The sequence below is a fragment of the Stenotrophomonas sp. 3(2025) genome, from assembly GCF_052665395.1.
Window position 1 is genome coordinate 52,835 of the sequence record NZ_JBQOIF010000013.1, and the last position, 16,070, is coordinate 68,904.

At 65.8% G+C, this 16,070-nt stretch carries 8 protein-coding genes; 6 read left to right on the forward strand and 2 right to left on the reverse strand.

Going from position 1 to position 16,070, the window contains the following annotated elements; translation table 11 throughout:
* Positions 1–140 precede the first annotated feature (140 nt).
* On the reverse strand, positions 141–1,724 hold the full coding sequence (gene prpR, locus ACUXVE_RS11665) for a propionate catabolism operon regulatory protein PrpR (RefSeq protein ID WP_445514445.1): 1,584 nt from the start codon (positions 1,722–1,724) through the stop codon (positions 141–143).
* 156 nt (positions 1,725–1,880) lie between these two features.
* Here prpR and prpB point away from each other — a divergent pair, with 156 nt between their 5' ends.
* From prpB to ACUXVE_RS11690, 5 genes are all read left to right on the forward strand, one after another.
* Positions 1,881–2,774 carry a methylisocitrate lyase gene (gene prpB / locus ACUXVE_RS11670; protein WP_222388556.1) on the forward strand — a complete coding sequence of 298 codons (894 nt, stop codon included), beginning with the start codon at positions 1,881–1,883 and terminating at the stop codon, positions 2,772–2,774.
* Positions 2,775–2,809: 35 nt separating this feature from the next.
* Positions 2,810–3,967 carry a bifunctional 2-methylcitrate synthase/citrate synthase gene (prpC, locus tag ACUXVE_RS11675; protein ID WP_222388557.1) on the forward strand — a complete coding sequence of 386 codons (1,158 nt, stop codon included), beginning with the start codon at positions 2,810–2,812 and terminating at the stop codon, positions 3,965–3,967.
* A gap of 109 nt (positions 3,968–4,076) precedes the next feature.
* A complete protein-coding gene (gene acnD / locus ACUXVE_RS11680) occupies positions 4,077–6,695 on the forward strand; it encodes a Fe/S-dependent 2-methylisocitrate dehydratase AcnD (protein WP_445514446.1) in 2,619 nt (872 codons plus the stop codon).
* A gap of 51 nt (positions 6,696–6,746) precedes the next feature.
* Positions 6,747–7,931 carry a 2-methylaconitate cis-trans isomerase PrpF gene (prpF, locus tag ACUXVE_RS11685; protein WP_445514447.1) on the forward strand — a complete coding sequence of 395 codons (1,185 nt, stop codon included), beginning with the start codon at positions 6,747–6,749 and terminating at the stop codon, positions 7,929–7,931.
* 99 nt (positions 7,932–8,030) lie between these two features.
* Entirely contained in the window at positions 8,031–9,491 is a 1,461-nt protein-coding gene (locus ACUXVE_RS11690) for a bifunctional 2-methylcitrate dehydratase/aconitate hydratase (protein WP_222388560.1), read from the forward strand.
* 148 nt (positions 9,492–9,639) lie between these two features.
* On the opposite strand, the gene ACUXVE_RS11695 is transcribed toward ACUXVE_RS11690, so the two are convergent.
* Positions 9,640–10,704: a hypothetical protein gene (locus tag ACUXVE_RS11695; RefSeq protein WP_445514448.1), complete on the reverse strand. Its 1,065-nt coding sequence runs from the start codon at positions 10,702–10,704 to the stop codon at positions 9,640–9,642.
* Positions 10,705–11,158: 454 nt separating this feature from the next.
* Here ACUXVE_RS11695 and ACUXVE_RS11700 point away from each other — a divergent pair, with 454 nt between their 5' ends.
* Positions 11,159–16,066 carry an alpha-2-macroglobulin family protein gene (locus tag ACUXVE_RS11700; RefSeq protein ID WP_445514449.1) on the forward strand — a complete coding sequence of 1,636 codons (4,908 nt, stop codon included), beginning with the start codon at positions 11,159–11,161 and terminating at the stop codon, positions 16,064–16,066.
* Positions 16,067–16,070 lie beyond the last annotated feature (4 nt).

Consider the following 16,070-nt stretch of genomic DNA (forward strand, 5'->3'; position numbering starts at 1 on the left):
TGCCCCGCGATGCCAGTAGATCCACGCCATGCGTGGATGGGGTGGGTCATGCGCAGAATCGATGCGGACCAAGGTTCGCATCCACCAGAGCGAGTCCGCACCCGCCACGGTTGGGCGCAGCAGGCCAGGCAGGACTTGAGCTACAGCCCTTCCGCGCGCAGCCATCGCCACAGCGTGGTGCGTGAGACACCCAGCGCCTGCGCCATCCCCTCGCGATCATTCCGATGTTCCTGCAACAGCGTTTCCAACTGTGCACGCGGTGGGCGCTTGCCGTTGCTTTCCACCGGCAATGCTGCAATGCCCTCGTTCACAAGTTCGGGCGCCAGCTGCAGCAGGCGCGCTGCATTGATCAGACCGTCACCGGGCTGCCAGTGGATGCGCAGCCTATCCACCAGATTGCGCAGTTCGCGCACGTTGCCGGGCCACTCGGCGGCGGTCAGTACCGCCAGTGCATCCTCACTCAGAGGCGCATCGATGCCGCGCAGCTGACGGAAGAAGTGCTGCGCAAGCACGGGGATGTCACCGCGCCGAGCACGCAGCGCGGGCAGGGCAATACGCAGCGCGGCCAGGCGGTAGTACAGGTCGCGACGGAAGCTGCCTGCCGCCGCGCGCTGTTCCAGCGATTGCAGGGTGGCGGCGACCACGCGCAGGTCGACCGGGGTCGGTTCGGTGGCGCCCACGCGCAGCACTTCGCGTTCTTCCAGCACCCGCAGCAGGCGGGTCTGCAGCGGCAGCGGCAGTTCGCCGATCTCGTCCAGGAACAACGTGCCGCCATCGGCCGCCTCGACCAGGCCGACGCGCCCCCCGCGACGCGCACCGGTGAAGGCGCCGTCGCTGTAGCCGAACAGCTCCGCTTCCAGCAGTGATTCGCTGATCGCACCGCAGTTCAGCGCAACGAAACGACCGCGGCGACCGCTGGCGGCGTGCAGCTGGCGTGCAACCAGTTCCTTGCCGGTGCCGGTCTCGCCTGTTACCAGTACGGTGCTGTCGTGCGGGGCGTACAGCGTGATCTGTGCGCGCACGTCGGCCATCGCATTGCTGTCGCCGAGCAGGGCATGCGCATCGCTGCGTGGGGCGGTGCGGCGGCGCGGAGCCGGCCGGCTGCCGCCGGAGCGGGCCATGGCCTGGGTCAGCTCCAGCGCATGCTCGAACGCCTGCCGCACCGAATCGGCCGAGTACAGCAGCACGCCGGGCAGTCCGGCCTGTTCGGCATGGTCGATGGCCATGCCGGTGCCGACGATCACTTCGATGCCGTTGGCGCGCAGGTCGGCGATGCAGTCGCGGGCATCTTCGCGGGTGACGAAGCGGCGGTGCTCGATGTCCAGGCCGAAGCTCTGCTGGAAGCTGCTGAACACCGGCACATCGCTGGCATGGGTGACCAGCCCGATGCGTGGGGCGATGCGACGGGCGCGCGCCAGCGCTTCCATCAGGTCGAAGCCATTGGCGTGGATCGGTACCAGCGGCAGGTCCAGGCGACCGCGCAACCAGGCTGCATTGGAGCCACCGGCAATCACCACGTCGCAGTGCTCGCGGCGCAGGCGCTGGCCGATCACTTCCACGGCCTCCTCGAAGCCCAGGTTGATCTGCTCGATGCGCGCGCGGCGGTCGAATTCGGGAATGACATCGCCCAGCAGGCCGGTCAGGCGCGAGACGCTGACCGTCCAGATAACCGGACGGCCGGGGTCGGCATCGGTGTGGCGCAGGGGCGAGCGGGGCAGGTACATGGTGCGCGGATCGGGAGTGATGATGTTTCATGATACATCTGTTTCAATGTTTCATATGTTTCACTGCGATTGACCGGTCATCCCCGTGAAATCAATCGCTTGCAGGTTGGCATGGTGCTTGCGCTTACCTCCCTGTTCTTCAACTTGGATCGCCGCATGACCGTTTCCACCCTCTCTTCCGCCGGTGCCCGCTTCCGCGAGGCGCTGGCTGCCGAATCGCCGCTGCAGGTGATCGGCGCGATCAACGCCAACCATGCGCTGCTGGCCAAGCGCGCGGGTTTCCGTGCCATCTACCTGTCCGGCGGTGGCGTGGCCGCCGGCTCGCTGGGCCTGCCGGATCTCGGCATCAACACCCTGGAAGACGTGCTGGTGGACGTGCGCCGCATCACCGACGTCTGCGATCTGCCGCTGATGGTCGACATCGACACCGGCTTTGGCCCGAGCGCGTTCAACATCGCGCGCACGGTGAAGTCGCTGATCAAGGCCGGCGCCGCCGCCTGCCATATTGAAGACCAGGTCGGCGCCAAGCGCTGCGGTCATCGCCCGGGCAAGGAGATCGTCTCGCAGGGCGAAATGGTCGACCGCGTGAAGGCCGCCGCCGATGCCAAGACCGATCCGGACTTCTTCCTGATCGCGCGCACCGACGCCATCCAGGTGGACGGCGTGGACAAGGCCATCGAGCGTGCCATCGCCTGCGTCGAAGCCGGTGCCGACGGCATCTTCGCCGAGGCCGCCTATGACCTGGAGACCTACCGCCGCTTCGTTGATGCGGTGAAGGTGCCGGTGCTGGCCAACATCACTGAATTCGGCGCGACCCCGCTGTTCAGCCGCGACGAGCTGGCTTCGGCCGGCGTGGCCATCCAGCTGTTCCCGCTGTCCGCTTTCCGCGCCGCCAACAAGGCCGCCGAGAACGTCTACCAGACGATCCGCCGCGAAGGTCACCAGCGCGACCTGATCGACAGCATGCAGACCCGCGAGGAGCTGTATGACCGTATCGGCTACCACGCCTTCGAGCAGCAGCTCGACGCGCTGTTCGCCGCCAAGAAATAAGCAGTACCCTGCACCATCAAGTTTCGGAGGGAAACATGAACGATACGACCGCAACCCCGACCTTCAAGCCGAAGAAGTCCGTCGCCCTGTCCGGCACCGCTGCCGGCAACACCGCGCTGTGCAGCGTCGGCCGCAGTGGCAACGACCTGCACTACCGTGGCTACGACATTCTGGACCTGGCCAACACCAGCGAGTTCGAGGAAATCGCCTACCTGCTGGTGCACGGCAAGCTGCCGACCCGCGCCGAGCTGGTTTCGTACAAGGCCAAGCTGAAGTCGCTGCGTGGCATTCCGGCCGCGGTGAAGGCCGCGCTGGAAGAACTGCCGCCGTCGGCGCACCCGATGGATGTAATGCGCACCGGCGTGTCCGTGCTCGGCTGCGTGGCGCCGGAGAAGGACGACCACAACCATCCGGGCGCGCGCGACATCGCCGACAAGCTGATGGCCTGCCTCGGTTCGATGCTGCTGTACTGGTACCACTGGAGCCACAACGGCCGCGCGATCGACGTGGAAACCGACGATGACTCCATCGGTGGCCACTTCCTGCACCTGCTGCACGGCGAGAAGCCGCAGGATTCGTGGGTGAAGGCGATGCACACCTCGCTGATCCTGTACGCCGAGCACGAGTTCAACGCTTCGACCTTCGCCTGCCGCGTCATCGCCGGCACCGGCAGCGACATGTACAGCGCGATCTGCGGTGGCATCGGCGCGCTGCGCGGCCCCAAGCACGGCGGCGCCAACGAAGTGGCGTTCGAAGTGCAGAAGCGCTATGACAATCCGGACGAAGCCGAGGAAGACATCAAGGCCCGCGTGGAGCGCAAGGAAGTGGTGATCGGTTTCGGCCACCCGGTCTACACCGTGTCCGATCCGCGCAACAAGGTAATCAAGGACGTCGCCCGCGAACTGTCCGAAGAACAGTCGAGCATGAAGATGTACGACATCGCCGAGCGCCTGGAAACGGTGATGTGGGACATCAAGAAGATGTTCCCGAACCTGGACTGGTTCAGCGCCGTCAGCTACCACATGATGGGCGTGCCGACCGCGATGTTCACCCCCCTGTTCGTGATCGCCCGTACCGCCGGCTGGAGCGCGCATATCGTCGAACAGCGTATCGACGGCAAGATCATCCGCCCGAGCGCCAACTACACCGGTCCGGAAGATCGCGAGTTCGTGGCCATCGACAAGCGTTCCTGATCATCGCCACTGTTGCACTGCTGCAAGCATCCGGCCGGCCCCGTGCCGGCCGGATGCCGTCACCGCCGTATCGCCGGCACCCGGCCCGCCACGAGCATTCCGCCAGCCCATGAATACCGATTACCGCAAGACCCTCCCCGGCGCCTCGCTGGACTATTTCGATGCGCGCGCCGCCGTCGACGCGATCCAGCCCGGCGCCTACGCCACGCTGCCGTACGTATCGCGCGTGCTGGCCGAGAACCTGGTGCGTCGCTGCGATCCGGCCACGCTGACCGACTCGCTGAAGCAGCTGATCGAGCGCCGTCGCGACCTGGATTTCCCATGGTTCCCGGCGCGCGTGGTGTGCCATGACATCCTCGGCCAGACCGCGCTGGTGGATCTGGCTGGCCTGCGCGATGCAATCGCCGACAAGGGCGGTGATCCGGCCAAGGTCAACCCAGTGGTGCCGGTGCAGCTGATCGTCGATCACTCGCTGGCAGTGGAGTGCGGTGGCTTCGATCCGCAGGCGTTCGAGAAGAACCGCGCCATCGAGGACCGTCGCAACGAGGACCGCTTCCACTTCATCGACTGGACCAAGCTGGCCTTCGAGAACGTGGACGTGATTCCGCCGGGCAACGGCATCATGCATCAGATCAACCTGGAGAAAATGTCGCCGGTGATCTACGTGCAGGACGGCGTGGCCTTCCCCGATACCTGCGTGGGCACCGACAGCCACACCCCGCACGTGGATGCGCTGGGCGTGATCGCCATCGGCGTGGGCGGCCTGGAAGCAGAGAACGTGATGCTGGGCCGTGCGTCGTGGATGCGCCTGCCGGACATCATCGGTGTCGAGCTGACCGGTCGGCCGCAGCCGGATATCACCGCCACCGACGTGGTGCTGGCCCTGACCGAATTCCTGCGCAAGGAGCGCGTGGTCGGCGCCTGGCTTGAATTCTTCGGCGAAGGTGCCGCTGCACTCACCATCGGTGATCGCGCCACCATCTCCAACATGTGCCCCGAATACGGCGCAACCGCCGCGATGTTCTACATCGACGGCCAGACCATCGACTACCTGCGCCTGACTGGTCGCGAGGAAAAGCAGGTCGCACTGGTTGAAACCTACGCGCGCAGCACCGGCCTGTGGGCCGATGACCTGGCCACTGCGGAATACGAGCGCGTGCTGCACTTCGATCTGTCGACGGTGGTGCGCAACATGGCCGGCCCGAGCAATCCGCATCGCCGCCTGCCGGTATCGGAACTGGTCGAGCGCGGCATTGCCGATGCCGCCAAGCTGGAAGCCGGCAAGGCCGAGCAGGCACAGGGCCTGATGCCGGATGGCGCGGTGATCATCGCTGCCATCACCAGCTGCACCAATACCTCCAACCCGCGCAACGTGATCGCCGCCGGCCTGCTGGCACGCAAGGCCAACGAGCGCGGCCTGCTGCGCAAGCCTTGGGTGAAGTCGTCGCTGGCACCCGGTTCCAAGGCAGTGCAGCTGTACCTGGAAGAAGCGGGCCTGCTGCCGGACCTGGAGAAGCTGGGCTTCGGCATCGTTGCCTTCGCCTGCACCACCTGCAATGGCATGAGCGGCGCGCTGGATCCGAAGATCCAGCAGGAAATCATCGACCGTGACCTGTACGCCACGGCGGTACTGTCGGGCAACCGCAACTTCGACGGTCGCATCCATCCGTATGCGAAGCAGGCGTTCCTGGCCTCGCCGCCGCTGGTGATCGCCTACGCCATCGCCGGCACCATCCGCTTTGACATCGAGAAGGATGTGCTGGGCGTGGACACCGACGGCAACGAGGTGCGCCTGAAGGACATCTGGCCGAGTGATGCCGAGATCGATGCGGTTGTGAAGGCGGCAGTGAAGCCGGAGCAGTTCCGCAGCGTCTACAACCCGATGTTCAACGTGCGCGTCGAACACGGCGCAGCGGTGAGCCCGTTGTACGACTGGCGCCCGCAGAGCACTTACATCCGTCGTCCGCCGTACTGGGAAGGTGCACTGGCCGGTGAGCGCTCGCTGGCCGGCATGCGTGCGCTGGCGGTGTTGCCCGACAACATCACCACCGACCACCTGTCGCCGTCCAACGCGATCCTGGCCTCGAGTGCGGCTGGCGAATACCTGGCGAAGATGGGCCTGCCGGAAGAGGACTTCAATTCCTACGCCACCCACCGAGGTGACCACCTGACCGCGCAGCGTGCCACCTTCGCCAACCCGAAGCTGTTCAACGAGATGGTGCGCAATGAAGACGGCAGCGTGAAACAGGGTTCGCTGGCGCGCGTCGAGCCGGAAGGCAAGGTGATGCGCATGTGGGAAGCCATCGAGACCTACATGGAGCGCAAGCAGCCGCTGATCATCATCGCCGGTGCCGACTACGGGCAGGGCTCTTCGCGTGACTGGGCCGCCAAGGGCGTGCGCCTGGCTGGCGTGGAGGCCATCGTTGCCGAAGGCTTCGAGCGCATCCACCGCACCAATCTGATCGGCATGGGCGTGCTGCCGCTGGAGTTCAAGCCGGGCACCACCCGTCTGACCCTGGGCATCGATGGCACCGAAACCTTCGACGTCATCGGTGAACGTACGCCGCGCGCCGAGTTGCGCGTGGTCATCCACCGCCGCGACGGCCAGGACGTGATCGTGCCGGTCACCTGCCGCCTGGACAGTGACGAGGAAGTGGCGATCTACGAGGCCGGCGGCGTGCTGCAGCGCTTCGCCCAGGACTTCCTGGAAGGCGCCAAGGTGGCGTAAAGCATCCGACGGCCCGGCAACGGGCCGTCTTTCATTGCAAGGAACCGTTCCATGGCATTTCTCCCGCAACTCCGTATTCCCGCCACCTACATGCGCGGCGGCACCAGCAAGGGCGTGTTCTTCCGCCTGCAGGACCTGCCCGAAGCCGCTCAGGTGCTGGGTGCCGCACGCGATGCGCTGCTGATGCGCGTGATCGGCTCGCCCGACCCGTATGGCAAGCAGACCGACGGCATGGGCGGGGCGACCTCCAGCACCAGCAAGTGCGTGATCATCTCCACCGCCTCGGTGCCTGATCACGACGTGGACTACCTGTACGGCCAGGTGTCGATCGATACCGCGTTCGTGGACTGGAGCGGCAACTGCGGCAATCTCAGCACCGCCGTCGGCCCGTTCGCGGTCGCCAACGGCCTGATCGATCCGGCCCGCGTGCCGCGCGATGGCCTGTGCACCGTGCGCATCTGGCAGGCCAACATCGGCAAGACCATCATCGCCCATGTGCCGATGCGCGATGGGCAGGTGCAGGAGATCGGCGATTTCGAGCTGGATGGCGTGACCTTCCCGGCTGCCGAGATCCAGCTGGAATTCCTCGATCCGTCCGACGATGGTGACGCCGGTGCGATGTTCCCCACCGGCAACCTGGTCGATACGCTGGACGTGCCGGGCGTGGGTAGTTTCGAGGTGACGATGATCACCGCCGGCATCCCGACCATCTTCCTCAACGCCGCCGACCTCGGTTACACCGGCACCGAACTGCAGCCGGCGATCAATGAAGACAAAGCGGCGCTGGCGCGCTTCGAGAAGATCCGTGCCTACGGCGCGCTGCGCATGGGCCTGATCCAGAAACTGGAAGACGCGGCGACCCGCCAGCACACGCCGAAAGTGGCCTTCGTCGCCCCCGCGCAGGATTACGTGTCGTCCAGCGGCAAGGCGATCCCGGCCGCGGACATCGATCTGCATGCCCGCGCGCTGTCGATGGGCAAGCTGCACCACGCGATGATGGGCACCGCTGCAGTAGCGATCGGTACCGCAGCGGCGATCCCCGGCACGCTGGTCAATCGTGCTGCTGGCGGCGGCGAGCGCGAGGCCGTGACCTTCGGGCATCCGTCGGGCACGTTGCGCGTGGGTGCGCAGGCCGCACTCGTTGACGGCCAGTGGACGGTGTCCAAGGCCATCATGAGCCGCAGCGCCCGCGTGCTGATGGAAGGCAAAGTGCGCGTGCCGGCCGATACGCTGTAAGGCAGTTTCATTGTGGTAGCGCCGGGCCATGCCCGGCGGGCGCAACGGGACCCGCCGATGAACCGCCGGGCATGGCACGGCGCTACCGGAGAGCGAACAATGTCCGACAGCCACACCCCATCCAACGCCCGTGCAGCCTGGGATGCGCTGCTGGTGGACATCGTCGACTACGTGCGTGACACGCGCATCGACTCGCCGCTGGCGTTCCAGACCGCGCATCACTGCCTGCTCGACACGCTTGGCTGCGGGTTGGAGGCGCTGGCCTTCCCCGCCTGCAGCAAGCTGTTGGGCCCGCTGGTGCCGGGTATCAGCGTGGCCAACGGCGCGCGCGTCCCCGGCACCAACTTCGTGCTCGATCCGGTGCAGGCGGCTTTCAACATCGGCGCGATGGTGCGCTGGCTGGATTTCAACGACACCTGGCTGGCCGCCGAATGGGGCCACCCCTCGGACAACCTCGGTGGCATCCTCGCCGTGGCCGACTGGCTTGGCCGCAACGCGGCCGCGTTGCGACGCCCGCCGCCGACCGTGCATGACGTGCTGCTGGCGATGATCAAGGCGCACGAGATCCAGGGCGTGCTGGCGTTGCGCAACTCTTTCAACCGGGTCGGCCTGGATCACGTGCTGCTGGTCAAGGTGGCCACCACCGCCGTCGTCGCGCAGATGCTGGGTCTGGACCGCGAGCGGATGCTCAATGCGGTGTCGCTGGCCTGGGTGGATGGACAGGCGCTGCGCACCTACCGGCATGCGCCCAATACCGGTTCGCGCAAAAGCTGGGCAGCCGGTGATGCGACCAGCCGTGGCGTACGCCTGGCGCTGATGGCGGCCACCGGCGAGATGGGCTACCCCAGCGTGCTCAGTGCACCGACCTGGGGCTTTGAGGCGGTATCGATGCATGGCCAGGCGCTGACCCTCGGTCGCCCCTTCGGCAGCTACGTGATGGAGAACGTGCTGTTCAAGATCAGTTTCCCGGCCGAATTCCACGGGCAGACGGCGGTGGAGGCGGCGATCATCCTGCACCAGCAGCTGCGCGCGCAGGGGCGAACGGCCGAGGACATCGAGCACATCGCGATCCGTACCCAGGAAGCCTGCATCCGCATCATCGACAAGCAGGGGCCGTTGCACAACCCGGCCGACCGCGATCACTGCGTGCAGTACATGGTGGCCATCGCGCTGCTGCATGGGCGGCTGGTGGCCGAGGACTACGAGGACGACATGGCGGCCGATCCGCGCATCGACGCGCTGCGCGCGAAGATGACCTGCCATGAAGACCCGCAGCTCAGCGCCGACTACCTGGACCCGGACAAGCGCAGCATCGCCAACGGGCTGACGGTACGCTTCAACGACGGCAGCGCGCTGCCGGAGGTGCTGGTGGAGTACCCGCTGGGCCACGCACGCCGGCGCGCGGAGGGTATCCCGCTGCTGATGGACAAGTTCCGCCGGCACCTGGCGCACCGCTTCCCCACCGCCCAGCAGCAGCGCATCCTGGCCGCCTCGCTGGATCCGGTGGCCTTGGCGGCGATGCCGGTGACCGACTACGTGGACCTGTACCTGCCGGGGTAGGGGGGCACTTTGGTAGGTGCCAACCTTGGTTGGCACGCACCCAACGCCAACCAAAGTTGGCGACTACAGGGCTGCTCTGGTCGACGTCGCCCTTGGCGAAGTTTCCCTGGAGATGGTGCGATTACACGTCCGGAAAGGCTGCGCCGGATCAAACCACATACGTGGAAAGGCATCCGTAGTCTGTTCGCACCGAAATGGCGTTTTCTCCCGTCCATGCAATCTTTGCGGTACGGACCACATGATCGACGGGGAAGCGTCGAATTTCCCTCATGCCCGCGAAGTCATAGACGGCAATCTTTCCACGACGCATGACAGCCAGTCGCTTGCCATCGTTGTCCAGTGCAAAGTCAGTTCGCGTCATATCAGCGAACTCCGGCCATCCGGGGCGGGATTCTCCGGTTGCCGTGTCCAAGCACAGCAGGCGCCATTTGCCATACTGTTCCAACGCCAACAGCCACCGCCCATCCACGCTCCACGCCATCTTGGTGATCATTTCGAAATCGCCTTGATGTTGGCGCACTGTCTTCGCCAGGGCGACATCGATGTACTCGATCTCACCAGGATTGGCACAGCAGGCGAGCGTTGCTGCATCCGGAGAGAGAGCGCCCATCATCTGCGGGGAATGACCTCCTACCATCGCAGCCTTGCGAGGCAAGTGCAGGGTGCGTTTGCCATCCGTGGGCCTCATCACCGTGATCTGCTCACCGGAATGCCACGATACATGTCCGTTGGACGTGGTGAGGAAGGAGGGCGACATGGCTGTTGCTTCACTGATTCGCTGAGGTGGTGTGCCGTCTGTGGACCAAAGATAGATTCCAGAGTCGAACTGGATCAGGAGTTGGTCTTTGTCGATGATAGATATTGCGGACCAGGCGAGGTCAGTCTTGCTTGGTCGCCAACATTGGCTGATATCAGCACCTTCGCCAACGAGCAGAAGCACATCGGTTGCTGCACCAAGCGCGTCTTCATCCTGATGTTGATTGGTCGACACCTTTCCATTGCAACCGGCAATCATCAGGGCGCCCGTGTAACCTCCACCAATGTAACGATGCATGCTCGGTTGCCCTGCGCAAGCATCGGGGTTCACCAGTACGAAGCCCTTTTTCAGCCGAGACCACTCCTGTTGAATGGCCCATTTCAGCGCTTCGTCCGGATTGGGAAAGTCTTTCAACTGTGACTTCAGCTTTGCGGGACTTCCGGAAATCACTTCCACGGAGTGGTCCTCCTGTCGGGTCCCCCATACCTTTGCGGTCGTTGGATCCTGAAGTAGTCGTACTCTTGTCATTACGATGGTCACTGCAATACGGGAAGCATTATGTCGATGCTACAGGCATGACCGGAGGCAGGTCGGGAGATGGCTGATTGAGGGGCATATCCGACATGCGGGGCCGGCTTCGGTCTCCTCGATGTACGACGTTGCGTGTCTCGGCGGAACCTGGGACAACGACCGTGGCGGATTGACGGATGGCCTTGTGCTCGGGGGGCACGGGAGGTGGGCGGGTCGGACGGCCCCAGTTGCCTTTGCCGGGCGGGCCCGGCCGGGCTTCGGGTCATCGACCCCGCCGGGCATGGCCCGGCGCTACCGTTCCGATGCATTCCTGCCGAATCCGCGTCAACGCCTTGACGCGACGCGCCTATAATGGCCACCTCGATCAAGGAGTGACGACATGAGCGGTCCGGCACGGCGGATGCGGTGGGGATGGACGGCAGCATTGCTGGCAGGAGGCCTGTTGCTGGGCCTGGCCGGTTGCCGCAACGACAGCGGGCAGCTGCCAAAGGCCAGCGGCGAAGCCATCGCCACCAAGGCCGAGCAGGTGAAGGAGTTCACCCTGCTGCGCGCCTACCCGGACCAGAAGAGTGAAGGCCTGTCGCTGGCGCTGGAGTTCTCGCGCCCGCTGGTCGGCACCCAGGACTTCGACAAGCTGGTGCGCTTCGAAGAGAAGGTCGGCAACGATGACAGCAGCTGGACCCTGTCCGATGACGGCCTGACCCTGCGCTATCCCTTCGTCGAAGCCGGCAAGGAATTCAGCCTGGTGGTCTCGCCGGACCTGCTGGCCGCCGATGGCAGCCGCCTGGGCAAGGAACTGAAGCAGAAGGTCTTCAGCGGCGAGCTGAAGCCGGTGGCCGGTTTCGCCTCGCAGGGCAGCGTGCTGCCGGCCAAGGACAGCCGCGGCCTGCCGGTGGTGTCGGTGAACGTGCCGGAGGTCGACGTCGAGTTCCTGCGCGTGCGCGAAAAGGATCTGCCGACCTTCTTCAGCCAGTACCAGCGCGGTGGTCGCCGCGGCAGCTGGGAACTGAGCAGCGACTACGAGCGCAGCCCGATCAACAAGCTGGCCGAGCCGGTCTACGTCAACCGCTTCATCCTGGGCGGCAAGCAGAACGAGCGGGTGCTGACCTACCTGCCGACCCAGGACATCAAGGAACTGCAGGAGCCGGGGCTGTATTTCGCCCTGCTCAAGCGCACCGGTGACTACGAGGGCGAGTTCGATACCGCGTTCTTCTCGGTCAGCGACATCGGCCTGCACACCCGCGCGTACAAGGACAAGCTGTTCGTCCATACCGCCGCGCTGAAGGATGGTGCGTCGCTGAAGGGCATCGACCTGCGCGTGCTCGATGCCAAGGGCGAAGTGGTGCTGAAGGGCAGTACCGACAGCAACGGCAATGCGCTGCTGAACTACACCCTGGATGCCACCCACGTGCTGGTGGCCAGCAGTGGCAAGGACACCAGTTTCCTGCCCTTCAACCAGCCGGCGCTGGACCTGAGCGAGTTCGCCGTGGCCGGCCGTGACAACGCCTGGTTCGATGTCTACGCTTGGTCGGGCCGCGACCTGTACCGTCCGGGTGAGACGGTGCGCCTGTCGGCGCTGCTGCGCGACAACGACGGCAAGCCGGTCAAGAGCCAACCGGTGTTCCTGCGCCTGAAGCAGCCCGACGGCAAGACCTTCCGCGAAACCCGCGTGCAGCCGGGCGAACAGGGCTACATCAACTTCGAGCAGACCATTCCCGCCGAGGCGCCGACCGGGCGCTGGCAGGTGGAGTTCCGCACCGACCCGGCCAGCAAGGAAGCGATCCAGGGCATGACCCTGCGCATCGAGGAGTTCCTGCCCGAGCGCATGAAGCTGGACCTGGACAGCACGCAGAAGACGCTGAAGCCGGGTGAGGACCTGCGCCTGCAGGCCAACGGTGCCTATCTGTACGGTGCCCCGGCCGATGGCAACCGCTTCACCGCGCGCATGGCGGTGGCCGCCGAGCTGAAGCCGGTGGAGGGCCTGCCGGGCTACTTCTTCGGCGACCCGACCCTGCAGCTGCCGCGCGAAGCCAAGGATGTCATCGACACCACGCTGCCGGCCAATGGCCAGCTGCGCGAAGACGTGTCGTTGCCGGAAGAGGCAACCAAGGCGAAGGCGCCAATCGCAGTGGTGTTGTCCGGCAGCCTGTATGAAACCGGTGGCCGCACGGTTACCCGCACCCTGAAGCGGGTGGTATGGCCGGCCGCCGCACTGGTCGGCGTGCGCCCGTTGTTCAATCCGGACGACGGCGCTGATTCCAACGGCAACGCGCGGTTTGAACTGATGCGCGTGGATGCGGCCGGCAAGCCGCAGCCGGCCAAGGGCCTGAAGATCACCCTGGTGCGCGAGCTGCGCGACTACCACTGGACCTTCAACGACAACCGCTGGGACTACGACTTCACCCGCCGCTTCGAAAACAAGGAAACCCGTACCGTCGATGCCGGCGGCAGCGCGGTCGCCTTCGACTTCCCGGTGGAATGGGGCGAGTACCGGGTGGACGTGTTCGATCCGTCCACCGGCCTGACCAGCCGCTATCCGTTCCGCGCCGGCTGGAGCTGGGGCGATGACAACCGTGGCCTCGATGCCCGCCCGGACAAGGTCAAGCTGGGGCTGGACAAGACCGGCTACAAGGCCGGCGATACCCTGGAAGTGACGGTGACCCCGCCGCACGCCGGCAAGGGCGTGCTGATGGTCGAGACCGACCGCATGCTGTACGTGCAGGACATCGACGCCAAGCCTGGTGCCACCTACAAGATCCCGGTCACCGCCGATTGGGAGCGCCACGACGTCTACATCACCGCGCTGGTGTTCCGCGGTGGCAGTGCGCCGAGCAAGATCACCCCGGCCCGCGCGGTGGGCGTGGTGCACGTGCCGATGGATCGCAAAGGCCGCACTGTGGCCGTCGGCCTGGCCGCGCCCAAGCAGATGCGACCGGAGCAGGACCTGCCAGTGACGGTCAGCGCACCGCAGCTGGCCGGCAAGGTCGCGCACGTCACGGTGTCGGCCGTGGACGTGGGCATTCTCAACATCACCCGCTTCCCGGTGCCCGATGCCGGTGCGCACTTCTTCGCCCAGCGCCGCCTCGGCATCGATGCCTATGACATCTACAGCCGGGTGATCGAGAGCTTCGACGGCGGCAGTGGCAAGCTGAAGTTCGGCGGTGACATGGCGCTGCAGGCGTTGCCGCAGGCCAAGCGGCCGACCGCGCGCGTGCAGACCGTGGACCTGTTCTCCGGCCCGGTGCAGCTCGATGCCAAGGGCATTGCCCGCATCCGCCTGAAAGTGCCGGATTTCAATGGCACCCTGCGGGTGTCGGCGCTGGTCTACAGCGATGACCAGTACGGCAAGCGCGATGTGGAAACCGTGGTGCGTGCGCCGATCCTGGCCGAGGCCAGCATGCCGCGCGTGCTCGCCCCGGGCGACCGCAGTACGGTGACCCTGGACGTGCAGAACTTCACCGGCAAGCCCGGTCAGTTCAACGTGCGCGTGGACAGCGAAGGCCCGCTCAGCCTGGGCGAAGGCACGCGCAGCGTGCAGCTCAATGCCGATGCCAAGACCACGTTGAGCTTCCCGTTGTCGGCGCGCGAGGGCCACAGCGTGGCCAAGGTGCGCGTGCGTGTGGATGGCAACGGCTTCAAGGCCGACCGCCGCTACGATCTGCCGGTACGCGCGGCGTGGCCGCAGGTACTGCGCTCGCAGGTGCGCACGCTCGATCCGCTGGCGGCGGTGAGCCTGGATGGCACCCTGATGGACGGGCTGATGTCCGAATCGGTCAATGCCCGCCTGCTGGTCAGCCCGCTGCCGCCGATCCCGTTCGCCAGCGCGCTGCAGGGCGCGCTGAACTACCCGTACGGCTGCGCCGAACAGACCACCAGCAAGGGCTACGCCGCGCTGATCCTGGACCAGGCCACGTCGTCGATGCTCGGCGCTGACGGCCTGGACGCGAAGACCCGTCGCGAGCGCATGGAAGGTGCGTTCGGTCGCCTGGCATCGATGCAGGTGGCCAACGGCAACTTCTCGATGTGGGGTGACGACGGCTACGTGAACCCGTGGCTGACGCCTTACATCGCCGAGTTCCTGCTTGACGCCAAGGACGGTGGCTTCGCGGTGCCGGACAACGTGCTGCAGAAGGCGCTGAACCGCCTGAGCGAAGACCTGCTGTCCGGTGGCAACCAGTTCTACGGCCAGGAAAAACGCGAGAGCCTGAAGTTCGCCAACCAGGCGTACTCCGGATACGTGCTGGCCCGCGTCAACCGCGCGCCGTTGGGTACCCTGCGCACGCTGTACGACAACGAACGCGGCAAGGCCGTGGGTGGCCTGTCGCTGGTGCACCTGGGCGTGGCGCTGTCGCTGCAGGGCGATGCCAAGCGCGGCCAGGCGGCCCTTGCGGCGGGCTTTGCCAAGTCCAGCAGCGAGCGCCCGTCCTACTTCGGCGACTACGGCAGTGCCGTTCGTGATGATGCGCTGATGATCGCGCTGACCCACGAAAACAAGCTGGCCAAGCCGGCGTGGGATGCACGCGCGGTTGATCTTGGCCGTGGCCTGGATGCGCGCCGCAGCAGCGGGTGGATGTGGCTGAGCACGCAGGAACAGGTGGCCATCGCTCGCCTTGGCAAGGCACTGGCCGCCAACCAGAAGGCGCTGGTGGCCGGTGAGCTGGTGATCGGTGGCAACAGCGAGGCCATCGGCGAACGCAAGCTGTTTGGCCGCAACTTCGATGCAGGGCAGCTGGCAGCGGGCGTGCGCTTCACCCCGCAGGGACAGCCGCCGATGTTCGCCAGCATCGACGTGGCCGGCATTCCGCGCAGTGCGCCGGCGCCGGACAACAGCGTGATCGGCGTGGAGCGAAGCTACTTCGGCACCGATGGCAAGCCGTGGTCGCCGCGTCCGCTGAAGGAAGGTGAAGCGCTGATCGTGCGGGTCACCATCACCGCCGACAGCGAGATGCCCGATGCGCTGCTGACCGACCTGCTGCCGGCAGGCCTGGAGATCGAGAACCTCAACCTGGGCGACGCCAAGCAATGGGCCGATGTGGTGGTCGATGGCATCACCATCAGCGACCGCAGCGCAGCGGCCGATACCAAGCACGAAGAGTTCCGCGATGACCGCTACGTGGCGGCGCTGAAGCTCTCGCGTGGAAGCAAGGCCAACGTGTTCTACCTGGTGCGTGCGGTCACTCCGGGTACCTACACGGTGCCGCCGTCGCTGGTGGAGGACATGTACCGGCCGCAGCTGCGTGGCGTCGGCCGCAGCAACCCGACCACGCTGACGGTGGTACAGCCGTGACCGT

Excerpts from the sequence above, each read along its gene's own strand:
- prpF (WP_445514447.1), top strand. The coding sequence starts at position 6,747 with ATGGCATTTCTCCCGCAACTCCGTATTCCCGCCACCTACATGCGCGGC.
- ACUXVE_RS11700 (WP_445514449.1), top strand. The coding sequence starts at position 11,159 with ATGAGCGGTCCGGCACGGCGGATGCGGTGGGGATGGACGGCAGCATTG.
- prpC (WP_222388557.1), top strand. The coding sequence starts at position 2,810 with ATGAACGATACGACCGCAACCCCGACCTTCAAGCCGAAGAAGTCCGTC.
- ACUXVE_RS11690 (WP_222388560.1), top strand. The coding sequence starts at position 8,031 with ATGTCCGACAGCCACACCCCATCCAACGCCCGTGCAGCCTGGGATGCG.
- prpR (WP_445514445.1), bottom strand. The coding sequence starts at position 1,724 with ATGTACCTGCCCCGCTCGCCCCTGCGCCACACCGATGCCGACCCCGGC.
- prpB (WP_222388556.1), top strand. The coding sequence starts at position 1,881 with ATGACCGTTTCCACCCTCTCTTCCGCCGGTGCCCGCTTCCGCGAGGCG.
- acnD (WP_445514446.1), top strand. The coding sequence starts at position 4,077 with ATGAATACCGATTACCGCAAGACCCTCCCCGGCGCCTCGCTGGACTAT.